The sequence below is a fragment of the Pseudomonas sp. B21-021 genome (genome assembly GCF_024749205.1).
In the GTDB taxonomy this organism is placed as follows: Bacteria; Pseudomonadota; Gammaproteobacteria; order Pseudomonadales; family Pseudomonadaceae; genus Aquipseudomonas; species Aquipseudomonas paraglycinae.
Map to the genome: position 1 here is coordinate 470,950 of NZ_CP087192.1, position 14,907 is coordinate 485,856.

Annotated in this window: 11 protein-coding genes; 6 read left to right on the plus strand and 5 right to left on the minus strand. The window is 60.3% G+C overall.

Translation table 11 applies throughout. The annotated features are described in order from the left end of the window. Window positions 1–5: 5 nt before the first annotated feature. From LOY31_RS02105 to hemE, 4 genes are all read left to right on the plus strand, one after another. On the plus strand, window positions 6–1,601 hold the full coding sequence (locus tag LOY31_RS02105) for an AAA family ATPase (RefSeq protein ID WP_007952374.1): 1,596 nt from the start codon (window positions 6–8) through the stop codon (window positions 1,599–1,601). A gap of 350 nt (window positions 1,602–1,951) precedes the next feature. Beyond that, window positions 1,952–6,397, plus strand: a complete 4,446-nt coding sequence (gltB, locus tag LOY31_RS02110) for a glutamate synthase large subunit (protein WP_258712764.1) — start codon at window positions 1,952–1,954, stop codon at window positions 6,395–6,397. A 33-nt stretch (window positions 6,398–6,430) separates the two neighbouring features. Beyond that, window positions 6,431–7,849: an FAD-dependent oxidoreductase gene (locus tag LOY31_RS02115; RefSeq protein ID WP_007909438.1), complete on the plus strand. Its 1,419-nt coding sequence runs from the start codon at window positions 6,431–6,433 to the stop codon at window positions 7,847–7,849. A 253-nt stretch (window positions 7,850–8,102) separates the two neighbouring features. Continuing rightward, window positions 8,103–9,170: a uroporphyrinogen decarboxylase gene (gene hemE / locus LOY31_RS02120; RefSeq protein WP_258712765.1), complete on the plus strand. Its 1,068-nt coding sequence runs from the start codon at window positions 8,103–8,105 to the stop codon at window positions 9,168–9,170. Between the two features lie 71 nt (window positions 9,171–9,241). On the opposite strand, the gene LOY31_RS02125 is transcribed toward hemE, so the two are convergent. From LOY31_RS02125 to LOY31_RS02135, 3 genes are all read right to left on the minus strand, one after another. Further along, the gene (locus tag LOY31_RS02125; protein WP_230734891.1) at window positions 9,242–9,886 is read right to left on the minus strand and encodes a retron system putative HNH endonuclease; all 645 of its coding nucleotides are present in this window, start codon (window positions 9,884–9,886) and stop codon (window positions 9,242–9,244) included. Next, window positions 9,883–11,148, minus strand: coding sequence for an AAA family ATPase (locus LOY31_RS02130; RefSeq protein WP_258712766.1), 1,266 nt, complete (start codon window positions 11,146–11,148; stop codon window positions 9,883–9,885). The genes LOY31_RS02125 and LOY31_RS02130 overlap by 4 nt, the downstream gene beginning before the upstream one ends. 78 nt (window positions 11,149–11,226) lie before the next feature. Beyond that, entirely contained in the window at window positions 11,227–12,504 is a 1,278-nt protein-coding gene (locus LOY31_RS02135; RefSeq protein WP_258712767.1) for an MFS transporter, read from the minus strand. Between the two features lie 118 nt (window positions 12,505–12,622). On the opposite strand from LOY31_RS02135, the gene LOY31_RS02140 reads away from it, so the two are divergent. Continuing rightward, complete coding sequence (locus tag LOY31_RS02140; protein ID WP_039766450.1) at window positions 12,623–13,519, plus strand: LysR family transcriptional regulator; 897 nt, start codon at window positions 12,623–12,625, stop codon at window positions 13,517–13,519. Here the strand turns inward: LOY31_RS02140 and LOY31_RS02145 are convergent, their stop codons facing one another. Further along, window positions 13,520–13,957, minus strand: a complete 438-nt coding sequence (locus LOY31_RS02145) for an excinuclease (protein WP_085608424.1) — start codon at window positions 13,955–13,957, stop codon at window positions 13,520–13,522. It lies immediately after the preceding gene. A 170-nt stretch (window positions 13,958–14,127) separates the two neighbouring features. Between LOY31_RS02145 and LOY31_RS02150 the strand changes: the two genes are divergently transcribed. Next, window positions 14,128–14,415, plus strand: coding sequence for an addiction module antidote protein (locus LOY31_RS02150; protein WP_011332089.1), 288 nt, complete (start codon window positions 14,128–14,130; stop codon window positions 14,413–14,415). 48 nt (window positions 14,416–14,463) lie between these two features. On the opposite strand, the gene LOY31_RS02155 is transcribed toward LOY31_RS02150, so the two are convergent. Further along, on the minus strand, window positions 14,464–14,904 hold the full coding sequence (locus tag LOY31_RS02155) for an excinuclease (RefSeq protein WP_258712768.1): 441 nt from the start codon (window positions 14,902–14,904) through the stop codon (window positions 14,464–14,466). Between the last annotated feature and the right edge of the window lie 3 nt (window positions 14,905–14,907).

Below are 14,907 nucleotides of genomic sequence, written 5' to 3' on the forward strand. Positions count from 1 at the left end.
TTCCGATGACTAGTTTGCATGCCGACGAGGCGTTCCTCGGCCATTTCCAGTTAAGTCACGACCCTTTCGCGCCGCGGGTGCCGGGCTTCAAATTCTTCCCGGCCCAGCGCAAGCCGGTGCTGGGTCAGCTGCATCATCTGGCGCGTTACAGCCAGTTGCTGCTGGTGGTCACCGGCCCGCAGGGCAGCGGCAAGACCCTGCTGCGTCAGGCGCTGGTTGCCAGTACCAACAAGCAATCGGTGCAGAGCGTCGTCGTTTCCGCCCGTGGCGCCGGCGATGCAGCCGGTGTGCTGCGCCAGATCGCCCAAGCGCTGGACGTGGCCCAGGCCGAAGTCGGGGCGATCCTCGATCAGGTCGTGCAGCTGGCGCTGACCGGTCAGGAAGTCTATCTGCTGGTGGACGATGCCGAGCAGCTCGACGAGTCCGCGCTTGAAGCGCTGATGGCGCTGGGCGCCGGCGCGCCGGAAGGCCGCCCGCACGTGTTCCTGTTCGGTGAGTCGTCGCTGATCGCCCAGCTCGAGGCTTTGCACCTTGAGGAAGAGCGCTTCCACGTCATCGAATTGCAGCCGTACACCGAAGAAGAAACCCGCGAGTATCTCGACCAGCGGCTCGAAGGCGCGGGCCGGGGGGTCGAACTTTTCACCGCGGATCAGATCTCTGATATTCACGAAAGCTCCGAGGGTTGGCCCGGCAACATCAACCAGGTCGCTCGCGATGCTCTGATCGAAGTCATGATTGCCAGCCGCTCTGCGGTCAAGCGTCCAAGTATGGGGTTCAACATGCCGAAGAAACACGTATTGGCGATTTCCGCCGTCGTTGTGGTCGCGGTCGCTGCCGCCTGGCTGATGCCGGGTCGCAACAAGGCACCGACCACCGGTGCGCCGGCCAACGAGCAGGCGCAACTGCCATTGGGCCAGGGCACGCCGCAGGCGGGTGGCGCACCGTCCGTCGAATTCAACGGCAATACCCAGCCGATGCCGCTGCCGTTGGTCGGCAACTCGCAACCGGTGATGCGTGGCCCGCTGGCTGAAGCAGCGGGTGGCATCACTGAGGGCGACGACGGCGTGCCGGTCGAAGGCTCCAGCAACACGCCACCGACCGTGACCACCACCGCGCCACCGGCGGGCGTTCAGGCCGGCCCTGCACCGACCCCGGTTCCAGTTCCGGCACCGAAGCCGACCCCGGCCCCGACCCAGGTCGCTACCGCCAAGCCTGCTCCGGCCGCTCCAGCGGCCAAACCGGCTCCGGCGCCTGCCAAGCCTGTTGCCGCCGCGAAACCTGCCGAGAAGCCGGTCACCGTCGCCAAGGCCGCCGGTGGCAGCTGGTACGCCGGTCAGCCGACCAGCAACTACGTGGTGCAGATCCTCGGCACCAGCTCCGAAGCGACCGCGCAAAGCTTCGTCAAGGAGCAGGGCGGCGAGTACCGTTATTTCAAGAAAGTCCTCAACGGCAAGCCTCTCTACGTGATCACCTACGGCAACTTCGCCAATCGTGATGCAGCCGTTTCTGCCATCAAGGCCTTGCCAGCGAAGGTTCAGGCTGGTAAACCTTGGCCTCGCACTGTCGCCAGCGTCCAACAGGAACTGGCAACAACTCGCTGAAGATTCGGCGGCCTTACCCAGGCCGCCTCTCCAAGCACCTCAAAATTTCTACAAGTGCGCGCCGCCCTTACGGGCCGCGTGCCTTGTGGTGTCTGCGTCACAGTAGTCTTTGAGTCGTTGCGGTCAAAATTAAAAAAGTTTTGACTAGCACAGCAGATCGCTTTAAACCTTTCACAAATGCGACATGAATTTGCGACATTTCGTCGTCAAATTTGTGAGCCTCTGTGTCGCTGTGTACAATGACCACCCTTTTGCCCCCGCTAAGCCGGCGTACGTTCGGCGCGAGATGCAAGTGGTTGAATTGAAAAGAAATTTGCCTCGAAAAGAGGCAGCCTGGTGAGAAAGTGTCTATGAAAGCAGGTCTGTACCAACCAGATGAATTCAAGGATAACTGCGGTTTCGGCCTGATAGCCCATATGCAGGGCGAACCCAGTCATACCCTTTTGCAAACGGCCATCGAGGCCCTGACCTGCATGACCCACCGCGGTGGGATTAATGCCGACGGCAAGACCGGTGACGGTTGCGGTCTGCTGATCCAAAAGCCCGACGCGTTCCTGCGTGCCATTGCCCAGGAAACCTTCAGCGTCGAGCTGCCCAAGCAATATGCCGTGGGCATGGTCTTCTTCAATCAGGATCCGGCCAAGGCCGAAGCCGCTCGCGAGAACATGAACCGCGAGATCCTGGCCGAAGGCCTGCAACTGATCGGCTGGCGCAAAGTTCCAATCGACACCAGCGTCCTCGGCCGCCTGGCCCTTGAGCGCCTGCCACAGATCGAGCAGGTGTACATCGGCGGCGAAGGCCTGAGCGATCAGGACATGGCGGTCAAGCTGTTCAGCGCCCGTCGTCGTTCGTCGGTGGCCAACGCCGCCGACACCGACCACTACATCTGCAGCTTTTCCCACAAGACCATCATCTATAAAGGCCTGATGATGCCGGCCGACCTGGCCGCGTTTTATCCGGACCTGAGCGACGAGCGCCTGCAAACCGCAATCTGCGTGTTCCACCAGCGCTTCTCCACCAACACCCTGCCGAAATGGCCGCTGGCCCAGCCATTCCGCTTCCTCGCCCATAACGGCGAGATCAACACCATCACCGGCAACCGCAACTGGGCCCAGGCCCGTCGCACCAAGTTCACCAACGATCTGATGGATCTGGAAGAACTCGGCCCGCTGGTCAACCGTGTCGGTTCCGACTCCTCGAGCATGGACAACATGCTTGAGCTGATGGTCACCGGCGGCATCGACCTGTTCCGTGGCGTGCGGATGATCATTCCGCCAGCGTGGCAGAACGTCGAAACCATGGACCCGGATCTGCGTGCGTTCTACGAGTACAACTCGATGCACATGGAACCGTGGGACGGTCCGGCTGGCGTGGTAATGACCGACGGTCGCTACGCGGTGTGCCTGCTCGACCGTAACGGTCTGCGTCCGGCGCGCTGGGTCACTACCACCAACGGTTTCATCACCCTCGCGTCGGAAATCGGCGTGTGGGACTACAAGCCTGAAGACGTGATTGCCAAAGGCCGTGTCGGCCCGGGCCAGATCTTCGCCGTGGACACCGAAACCGGGCAGATCCTCGACACCGACGCGATCGACAACCGTCTGAAATCCCGTCATCCATACAAGCAATGGCTGCGCAAGAATGCCCTGCGCATCCAGGCGACCATGGAAGACAACGACCACGGTTCGGCTTTCTACGACGTCGATCAGCTCAAGCAGTACATGAAGATGTATCAGGTCACGTTCGAAGAGCGCGATCAGGTACTGCGTCCGCTTGGCGAACAAGGCTACGAAGCCGTTGGCTCGATGGGCGACGACACGCCGATGGCCGTGCTGTCCCAGCGCGTGCGCACGCCGTACGACTATTTCCGCCAGCAGTTCGCGCAGGTGACTAACCCGCCGATCGACCCGCTGCGTGAAGCGATCGTGATGTCGCTGGAAATCTGCCTCGGTGCCGAGCGCAACATCTTCCAGGAATCGCCGGAACACGCCTCGCGCGTGATCCTCAGCTCGCCGGTCATTTCCCCGGCCAAGTGGCGTTCGCTGATGAACCTCGACCGCCCGGGTTTCGAGCGGCAGATCATCGACCTCAACTACGACGAAAGCGTCGGCCTGGAAGCAGCAATCCGCAACGTCGCCGATCAGGCTGAAGAAGCCGTGCGTGCCGGTCGTACCCAGATCGTCCTGAGCGACCGTCATATCGCTCCGGGCAAACTGCCGATCCACGCTTCGCTCGCCACCGGCGCGGTGCACCACCGCCTGACCGAAAAAGGCCTGCGCTGCGACTCCAACATCCTGGTGGAAACCGCCACTGCACGCGATCCGCATCACTTCGCAGTGCTGATCGGTTTCGGCGCCTCGGCGGTCTATCCGTTCCTGGCGTACGAAGTGCTGGGCGACCTGATCCGCACCGGTGAAGTACTGGGCGACCTCTACGAGGTGTTCAAGAACTACCGCAAAGGCATCACCAAAGGTCTGTTGAAGATCCTGTCGAAGATGGGCATCTCGACCATCGCGTCCTATCGCGGTGCTCAGCTGTTCGAAGCCATCGGCCTGTCCGAAGAAGTCTGCGACCTGAGCTTCCGTGGCGTGCCGAGCCGCATCAAAGGTGCGCGTTTCATCGACATCGAAGCCGAGCAGAAAGCACTGGCCACCGAAGCCTGGAGTCCGCGCAAGCCGATCCAGCAGGGCGGTCTGCTGAAGTTCGTCCACGGTGGCGAATATCACGCGTACAACCCGGACGTGGTCAACACCCTGCAAGCCGCCGTGCAGCAGGGCGACTACGCCAAATTCAAGGAATACACCTCGCTGGTGGACAACCGTCCGGTGTCGATGATCCGCGACCTGTTCAAGGTCAAGACCCTCGACACGCCGCTGGACATCAGTGAAATCGAACCGCTGGAATCGGTGCTCAAGCGCTTCGACTCCGCCGGTATCTCGCTGGGCGCCCTGTCGCCGGAAGCTCACGAAGCCCTGGCCGAAGCCATGAACCGCCTCGGTGCGCGTTCCAACTCGGGCGAAGGCGGCGAAGACCCGGCACGCTACGGCACCATCAAGAGCTCGAAAATCAAGCAGGTTGCGACCGGCCGTTTCGGGGTGACCCCGGAATACCTGGTCAACGCCGAAGTGCTGCAGATCAAGGTCGCCCAGGGCGCCAAGCCGGGCGAGGGCGGGCAACTGCCGGGCGGTAAAGTGAACGGGCTGATCGCCAAGCTGCGTTACGCAGTACCGGGCGTGACCCTCATTTCGCCACCGCCGCACCACGACATCTACTCGATCGAAGACTTGTCGCAGCTGATCTTTGACCTGAAACAGGTCAACCCGAAGGCGCTGGTCTCGGTGAAACTCGTGGCTGAAGCAGGCGTTGGCACCATCGCCGCCGGTGTGGCCAAGGCCTATGCGGACTTGATCACCATCTCCGGCTACGACGGCGGCACCGGTGCTTCGCCGCTGACCTCGATCAAATACGCTGGCGCTCCATGGGAACTTGGCCTGGCCGAAACCCACCAGACCCTGCGCGGCAACGATCTGCGCGGCAAGGTTCGGGTCCAGACCGACGGCGGCCTGAAAACCGGCCTCGACGTGATCAAGGCAGCCATCCTCGGCGCTGAAAGCTTCGGCTTCGGTACTGCGCCGATGATCGCGCTGGGCTGCAAATACCTGCGCATCTGCCACCTGAACAACTGCGCCACCGGCGTCGCGACCCAGAACGAGAAGCTGCGCAAGGATCACTACATCGGCACCGTCGACATGGTGGTGAACTTCTTCACCTACGTCGCCGAAGAAACCCGTGAGTGGCTGGCAAAACTGGGCGTGCGTTCCCTCGAAGAGCTGATCGGCCGTACCGATCTGCTGGAAATCCTCGAAGGCCAGACCGCCAAGCAGCATCACCTGGATCTGACTCCGCTGCTGGGCAGCGATCACATCCCGGCGGACAAGCCTCAGTTCTGCGGCGTCGAGCGCAACCCGCCATTCGACCAGGGCCTGCTGGCCGAGAAAATGGTCGAGATGGCGACGTCGGCGATCAACGACCTCAGCGGCGCCGAGTTCGATCTGGACATCTGCAACTGCGACCGTTCGATCGGCGCACGGATCTCCGGCGAAATCGCGCGCAAGCATGGCAACCAGGGCATGGCGAAAGCGCCGATCACCTTCCGCTTCAAGGGCACTGCCGGTCAGAGCTTCGGCGTGTGGAACGCCGGCGGTCTGAACATGTACCTGGAAGGCGACGCCAACGACTACGTCGGCAAAGGCATGACCGGTGGCAAGCTGACCATCGTGCCGCCGAAGGGCAGCGTTTATAAGACTCAGGAAAGCGCCATCATCGGCAACACCTGCCTGTACGGCGCCACGGGCGGCAAGCTGTTCGCCGCCGGCACCGCAGGCGAGCGTTTCGCCGTGCGCAACTCCGGTGCCCACACGGTTGTGGAAGGCACCGGCGATCACTGCTGTGAGTACATGACCGGTGGTTTTGTCTGCGTTCTGGGCAAGACCGGTTACAACTTCGGCTCTGGCATGACCGGCGGTTTCGCCTACGTGCTCGACCAGGACAACACCTTCGTTGACCGGGTCAACCACGAACTGGTGGAAATCCAGCGGATCAGCGGCGAGGCGATGGAAGCCTATCGCAGCCACCTGCAGAACGTGCTGAACGAGTACGTCGCGGAAACCGACAGCGAGTGGGGTCGTGAACTCGCCGAGAACCTCGATGACTACCTGCGTCGTTTCTGGCTGGTCAAGCCGAAGGCTGCCAACCTGAAGTCGTTGCTTTCCAGCACCCGTGCCAACCCGCAGTGATATGCGCCTGAAGAGTTTGATGAGGTTTTAACAATGGCTGAACGTCTGAATAACGACTTCCAGTTCATCGATGTCGGGCGCAAGGATCCGAAGAAGAAACTGTTGCGTCAACGCAAGAAAGAGTTCGTGGAAATCTACGAACCGTTCAAACCCCAGCAGTCGGCCGACCAGGCCCACCGCTGCCTGGGTTGCGGCAACCCGTACTGCGAATGGAAGTGCCCGGTGCACAACTTCATTCCGAACTGGCTGAAGCTGGTGGCCGAGGGCAACATCCTCCAGGCCGCCGAGCTGTCGCACCAGACCAACACCCTGCCGGAAGTCTGCGGTCGGGTGTGCCCGCAGGATCGTCTGTGCGAGGGTGCCTGCACCCTTAACGACGGCTTCGGCGCGGTGACCATCGGTTCGGTCGAGAAATACATCACCGACACCGCGTTCGCCATGGGCTGGCGCCCGGACATGTCCAAGGTCAAACCGACCGGCAAGCGTGTCGCGATCATCGGCGCAGGCCCGGCGGGTCTGGGTTGTGCCGACGTGCTGGTGCGTGGCGGCGTGACCCCGGTGGTGTTCGACAAGAACCCGGAAATCGGCGGTCTGCTGACCTTCGGCATCCCCGAGTTCAAGCTCGAGAAGACCGTGCTGAGCAATCGCCGCGAAGTCTTCACCGGCATGGGCATCGAATTCCGCCTCAACACCGAGGTCGGCAAGGACGTGACCATGGAGCAACTGCTCGCCGAATACGATGCCGTGTTCATGGGCATGGGCACCTACACCTACATGAAGGGCGGTTTTGCCGGTGAAGACCTGCCGGGTGTTTATGACGCGCTGGACTTCCTGATCGCCAACGTCAACCGCAACCTGGGCTTTGAAAAGTCGCCGGAAGATTTCGTCGACATGAAAGGCAAGAAGGTCGTGGTTTTGGGCGGCGGCGACACGGCGATGGACTGCAACCGCACGTCGATCCGCCAGGGCGCCAAGTCGGTGACCTGCGCCTATCGTCGTGACGAAGCGAACATGCCCGGCTCGCGCAAAGAGGTGAAGAACGCCAAGGAAGAAGGCGTGAAATTCCTCTACAACCGCCAGCCGATCGCCATTGTTGGCGAGGACAAGGTCGAAGGCGTGAAAGTGGTCGAGACCCGTCTCGGCGAACCGGACGCCCGTGGCCGTCGCAGCCCAGAGCCGATCCCGGGCTCCGAAGAGATCATCCCGGCCGACGCCGTGGTCATCGCTTTCGGTTTCCGCCCGAGCCCGGCGCCGTGGTTCGAGCAGTTCGAGATCCAGACTGACAGCCAGGGCCGCGTCGTTGCGCCCGAGCAAGGTCAGTACAAGCACCAGACCAGCAACCCGAAAATCTTCGCCGGTGGCGACATGGTGCGCGGTTCTGACCTGGTGGTAACGGCGATCTTCGAAGGCCGCAATGCGGCTGAAGGGATCCTGGATTACCTAGGCGTCTAAACCCGGATCCTGAGCCAAAAGCAATAACCCTGTGGGAGCGAGCTTGCTCGCGAAAGCGGTGGATCAGCCAACAGCAATGTTGTACGTGAAGCCCTCTTCGCGAGCAAGCTCGCTCCCACAGTTGTTTCTCAGTGTTGCTGATAGCGCATTTCCAGCGCGACAAATTGACCCGATAGACAAAAGGCTGACCTGCATCCGTGCCTTTTGCGTCGCGCTCTGAGAAAATGCCCGCACTTTTTTTCCGGATGCCGACATGACTGCCCTGAAGAACGACCGTTTCCTCCGCGCCCTGCTCAAGCAACCCGTAGACGTCACCCCAGTGTGGATGATGCGCCAGGCCGGCCGCTACCTGCCGGAATACCGCGCCATCCGCGCCCAGGCCGGTGATTTCATGAGCCTGTGCATGAATCCGGAATTCGCCTGCGAAGTCACGCTGCAACCCCTCGACCGCTATCCGCAACTGGACGCGGCGATCCTGTTCTCCGACATCCTCACCATCCCCGATGCCATGGGCCAGGGCCTGTACTTCGAGACCGGTGAAGGTCCGCGCTTCAAGAAAGTCGTCAGCACCCTGGCCGACATCGAAGCCCTGCCGATCCCGGATCCGCACAAAGACCTCGGCTACGTGATGGACGCGGTCAGCACCATCCGCCGCGAACTGAACGGCCGTGTACCGCTGATCGGTTTCTCCGGCAGCCCGTGGACCCTCGCCACGTACATGGTCGAAGGCGGCTCGTCGAAAGACTTCCGCAAGACCAAGGCGATGCTCTACGACAACCCGCAAGCCATGCACCTGCTGCTGGACAAGCTGGCACAGTCGGTGACGTCGTACCTGAACGGCCAGATCCAGGCCGGCGCCCAAGCGGTGCAGATCTTCGATACCTGGGGCGGCAACCTGTCGGCGGCGGCGTATCAGGAGTTCTCCCTGGCCTACATGAAGAAAATCGTCAGCGGCCTGATCCGCGAGCACGACGGTCGCAAGGTGCCGGTGATCCTCTTCACAAAAAACGGCGGCCTGTGGCTGGAAAGCATCGCCGACGCTGGCGCTGACGCACTGGGCCTGGACTGGACCTGCGACATCGGCAACGCCCGCGCACGCGTCGGCGACAAGGTCGCGCTGCAAGGCAACATGGACCCGACCGTGCTGTACGCCAAGCCGGAAGCGATCCGCACCGAAGTCGGGCGCATCCTCGCCAGCTACGGCAAAGGCAGTGGTCACGTGTTCAACCTCGGCCACGGCATCACCCCGGAAGTCGATCCGGAACACGCCGGCGCGTTCCTGCGCGCGGTGCACGAGTTGTCGGCGCAGTATCACGAGTAATCGGCGCTCAGCTCTAATGCTAGAAAACAAAAACGCCCGGCTTGTGCCGGGCGTTTTTATTTGCGATGGGTTTAGCGTCCGAGGAGTTGCTCGGCGTAGCGGGCGATGATGTGGTCGAAGGGTTTTTGATTGGGAATCGCGGTATTTCTGATCGCTGTCACCAACCGCTCAAGCTCTTCTTCGCTGACTTGCATGACAAACTCATCATCGAAGAGGCGGCGGATTGTGTCCTGACGTCGATTTTTGAGATAGGCAATGTCTAACGCCAGTACCTCGATCATCTTTGTGGCGGGAAGGTCGTCAGAATCTTTTGGCTGGATTTCGCCGGTTCGCAGATATCGGAAGCGCTGTTCACAGTTCTCGTCGGTGGGAGAAATGTGTTGGTTTTCGTCGAACCAGTTGCCCTTCTTATGGCCGCAGTGCAACGGGTTGCCGGGCTTGGTTTCTCGCAGGCAGGAGGCATGAAGGTTGTGAAACTCCAACGCCAGCTCTTCGAAATGCTCTTGAGGTCTGAAGTGCTCGATATGGCTGGTCGAGGCATCTATTTCCCGGCCGCAATAACAGCAGAAGAAGCCTTGCTCCTTAAGCAGGGCATTATGCAAATCCCGTTTTTGCGGGTTTTGTAGCGTTGGGTAAGTTGGACTCCACTCGTCGTTCGCCGAGTTTTTCCAATCTGTAAATGAAGCGGGTTCAGTTCCTTTGAGCACTCGCTTCATTTGCCGAGAATCTCCTTGCGCCTGATCAGTGCTTCGGCGCCGGCGAACTCCGGTAGGTCGGGGGCTTTCTTTTTCAGCGCCTCAAGTTGTGATTTTGCCTTTTCGAGGTCGTTGTCTTCCAACGTGGAAAAAAGCTCGGACAGCAGATCTTCGATCTCTGGTTCGCGCTGCGTAACGCCCATTACCTCTTCAAGCACGCTGCTGGAATCCAGACCGTAGGTGACACGCGGATGAGTAGGATCCCCGTTGTGCAACACGATGACTTCCACAGGTTTCAGGCTGCCGATGATTTGTGGGGAATGGCTTGCGGCGATGAATTGGACTTTGGGAAAAGCCTGTCTCAATGCAGGCACGATGCTGCGTTGCCAGGCCGGGTGAAGGTGAATATCCAGTTCGTCGATGATGACCACGCCTGAGGTGTTCTTCAGGACGTCTTTGCCCATGTGGGGATTGAGGATGCACATGCGTCGGGCGATATCGGCGAACAACGCAACCATCCCGCGTTGACCATCACTTAGATTGCTGAACTTCGAAGTGGCGTTGCCGCCCATATCAACAATCAAGCTCGCAAGTTCGACGTCGTAATAAAGTCCACTTGAGCCCGGTAACATCGCTTGCAAGGCAGAATTTACCAGTGAAAGCTCATCGTAAAATTCAGTTACTGGCTTGGCAGACCGAAAAGCTTTTTGCAGTTGCTCCAACGTCTTTTTAACGAGCCAACTTTCAAAGTCTTGCAGGTTGGTGGCTGCGTTCGACCAATTCTTATAACCATCAAGTCGCGATAATTTGAGCGATGCGGCCTGTTCTGTAGATGCGCTACTGGTAGTCCAGCGACGGTCTGCGCGATAAAAAGCGATCAGCGGAATATCGGTGTTTTCTGCGAGTGTCGACGGGCCGAAATTCTTCGTGTTCAAAACAGGTATAGGTGCAAATTCATCACCTGAAAGCCTGCGCTTTGTTCGAGCCCAAAACAGGTTCTGAAAGGCATTTCCCTCGCATTCAAGCGTCAGTGGGAAAGTCTTTTCAAAGCGGGTTCCGTTTTGGTGATGGTTGATAACGGTACGTACATCGTCATCATCGGATATCTTCATAGAGTGGCCCGCCGAGGCGAATATCTCGCCAAAGCTTTGGGCTACGGCATTCAACAACGACGTCTTCCCGCTCCCATTAACCCCCACCACCAGATTGAACCCTGGCTGAAAGTCGAAAGTAGCATCTTCGTAGCAACGAAAATTCTGAATGTGGAGACGGTCCAGGCGCATTCTGGCTTCCCTTTACCAAAGCAGGCGAATGCCGTCAGTGTACCTTGGCCCGTGATTACCGCTAGGGCGCAGTTGTGGCTAAACCTTTTCGCCACCACCCAACGGCGGCAACTTCGCCAGCTTCAACGCCACCAACAGCGCCACCAGCAACAGCGCGCCGATGAACAGGCCAATCCCGTTCCATCCTGCCATGTGCCAGAACACCCCGCCCGCCGTCCCGGCGATGCTCGAGCCAGCGTAATAGCTGAACAGGTACAGCGACGACGCCTGGCCCTTGGCCTTGAGCGCCCGGCGGCCGATCCAGCTACTGGCCACCGAGTGGGCGCCGAAGAAGCCGAAGGTGAAGATCAGCATGCCAATGATCACCAGCGGCAGCGGTGTGAACATCGTCAGGGCGAGGCCGGCGAACATCAGGGCGATGGTGGCCCACAGCACTTTGCGGCGGCCCAGTTTGTCGGCCAGCGAACCGATTTTCGCCGAGCTGTAGATGCCCGACAGGTACACCACCGACAACAGTCCCACGAACACCTGATCCATGTGGTACGGCTCGGCCAGCAGGCGGTAGCCGATGTAGTTGAACAGGGTGACGAACGCGCCCATCAGCACGAACGCTTCAAGGAACAGCAGCGGCAGGCCGGCATCGCGAAAGTGCATGGTGAAGCCGTCGAGCAGGCTGCGCGGATGCAGCGAGCGGGAGCGGAAGTTACGCGACTCCGGCAGGATCTTCCAGAACACCGCCGCCGCAATCAGCGCCAGCCCACCGATCACCATCATCGCCGTGTGCCAGCTGACGAAGTCGATCAGCACCCCGGTGATCAACCGCCCGCTCATCCCGCCAATCGCGTTGCCGCCGATGTACAGACCCATCGCCAGACCGATGTGCTGCGGATGGATTTCCTCGCTCAGGTAAGTCATTGCCACCGCCGCCAGGCCGCTTAGCGACAACCCGATCAGCGCGCGCATGATCAATACGCCGTGCCAGCTCGGCATCATCGAACTGGCGATGGTGCACAGGGCCGCGGCAAACAGCGCGGCAACCATCACCGGCTTGCGCCCGACCCGATCGGAAATCGGGCCGGTGATCAGCAGACCAAACGCCAGCATGCCGGTGGCCACCGACAGGATCAGACTGCTCTGCGCCGCGTTGATCGAATATTCGTGGGACAGCAGCGGCATCATCGGCTGCACGCAGTACAGCAGGGCGAAGGTAGCGAAGCCGCCGCTGAACAGCGCGAGCACCGTGCGCATGAACGCGGGCGTGCCTTTCTCGATGTAGATTTCTTGCAGTTCGGTCAGCACATCGTCCGCCGTAGCGGGCGGTACTTCATGGGCCAGTGGAGCGACGGCGGTTTTCACATCAGACCTCGGAGGGCGCGGGCAGGCAGGCAATGAAAAAATCATATAGCTGGCTAATGTTTCTATCCAATATATTGTTCGACCTGTTTGATAGCTTTCACGACCTAATGGGATGCCCATGGAATTACGTCATCTGCGCTACTTCATCGCCGTTGCCGAAGAACTGCACTTCGGCCGCGCCGCGCAAGTGCTGGGTATCTCCCAGCCACCGCTGAGCCAGCAGATCCAGGCGCTGGAACAGGAAGTCGGCGCGCGGCTTTTCGAGCGTACCAATCGTCGGGTCGAGCTCAGCGAGGCCGGGCGACTGTTTCTGGAAGAGGCGCGGCTTGTGCTGGCGCAAGTCGATAAAGCGGCCGACGTGGCCCGCCGTGCACAACTCGGCGAGCTGGGGGAGTTGAAGATCGGTTTCACCTCGTCGGCGCCGTTCAACTCGACCATTCCCCAGGCGATATTTTCCTTCCGTCAGCGTTTCCCGGCCGTGCACCTGAACCTGCGCGAGATGAGCAGCACCATGGTGGCCGACGCGTTGGTGGACGAATCGATCGAAGTCGGCATCATGCGCCCGCTGGGCCTGCCGGATTCGCTGAGCGTAGTCGAACTGATGCGCGAGCCATTGGTCGCGGTGCTCAGCTCCAAACATCCGCTGGCACAGGGCTCTGAAGAGGGGCTGTTCCTCTCGGCGCTGGCTCTGGAGCCGTTCGTGTTCTTCCCGCGCAGCTACGGCAGTGGTCTGTATTCGCAACTGATCAGCCTGGCCCGCGACGCCGGGTTCAGCCCGCACTTCGCCCAGGAGGCCGGCGAAGCCATGACCATCATCGGTCTGGTGGCCGCAGGTCTGGGCGTGTCAGTGATGCCGGCGTCGTATCAGCGGATGCGCATCGACGGCGTGGTCTATCGGCCGCTGCTCGATCCCGAGGCCGTGACGGCGGTGTGGCTGGTGCAGCGCAAGGATCAGAAATCACCGATGGCCAAGGCGTTTGTCGAGTTGCTCACGCGCAAGGTTGAAGCCGGTTGATCAGGGCAGCCGAACCAGATCACCCTTCAACGCCACCCGCGTCACAAACACCCCGGCCCGACATTCATAAGTGTTCAGATCCTTGCGCACATGCTGGTCGTAGTAGCTGACGATATTGGTCACCGCATTCGCCCCGACACGCTTGGCCTCGGCCTGCAGCGCAATCAGATTCGACTGCAACACCCACTCGCAGGAGTCGTGATCGCTCTTGTTGAAACCGTTGGTCTTCAAGTCACTGACCACGCCGCGCTGCAACAACCGCTGAGTCCCCTGAGGCCCGTTGCCGACCAGATAAAACTTCACACTGCCGTCCAGCCGCCCGGCGCGCATTGCATCCGACACAACTGTTTCGAACGGCATGTACATCAGATTGGTGGCGTGGCTGGCGCTGGGGAGCAGGCTGAAAAGGGCGGCGGCGATGAGGTCTTTCGCTTGCATGGTCATCTCCTTGACGTAACGCGCAGCAAATCATGGGTATGACGAGTGTAGACGCCGTATATCGGACAGAGAGAAGTCCATGTAGAGTGCGTGTAGCTCAACGGCTACAGCTGATATCGAGACATCAAGCAAGCCAGGCTCATCGCGGAATCCTGGCAGGAGCAAAACCCATGACCGAACAATTCACTCGTTGGGACTCAGCCGAGTACCTCAAGACAGAAGAGGACATGGCCAACTATCTGGACGCCTGCATGGAAGAGGCGGGTGACGACCCGGCTTTTATTGCCAAGGCACTTGGCACGATTGCTCGGGCGCGTGGCATGACCCAGGTCGCGCGGGATGCGGGGCTATCAAGGGAAAGTCTTTATCGCGCACTGTCAGGCGAGGTAAATCCTGAATTTGGAACGATCCTCAAAGTCATGAAAGCGCTGGGGCTGAAGTTGCATGCCAGCACATGATCTGAATAGAAAAGGGCGCCGAAAGGCGCCCTTTGTCGTTTCCGGCCGTTACTGAACCGTCGCCAGATCGCCCTTCAACGCTACGCCGGCCATGATTGCGCCCGCGTGGCATTCGTAGGTTTTCGCATCCTTGCGCTCGTTGCTCTTGTAGAAGCTGACGATGTTGGTCACGGCGTTGGCGCCGGCGCTTTTCGCGGCCTGGTGCAGGCTGATGATCGCCGATTGCACGACCCACTCGCAGGCTTCCTGGTCGGTCTTGTTGAAGGCGTTGGTCTTCTTGTTGGTCACGGCGCCGGGGGTGACGACGGTGACTTTGCCGGCCGGGGCGTTGCCCGCCAGATAGAACTTCACGCTGCCGTCGATCTTGCCGGTGCGGGTCGCTTCGGCGACGGCCTTGTCGAACGGCAGGTACACCGCCGTGTCACGGGCCTGGCTGACGGCCGGCAAGGCGCAGATGAGCAGAGTGGCAGCGAGTTTCTTTAAGTGCATGGA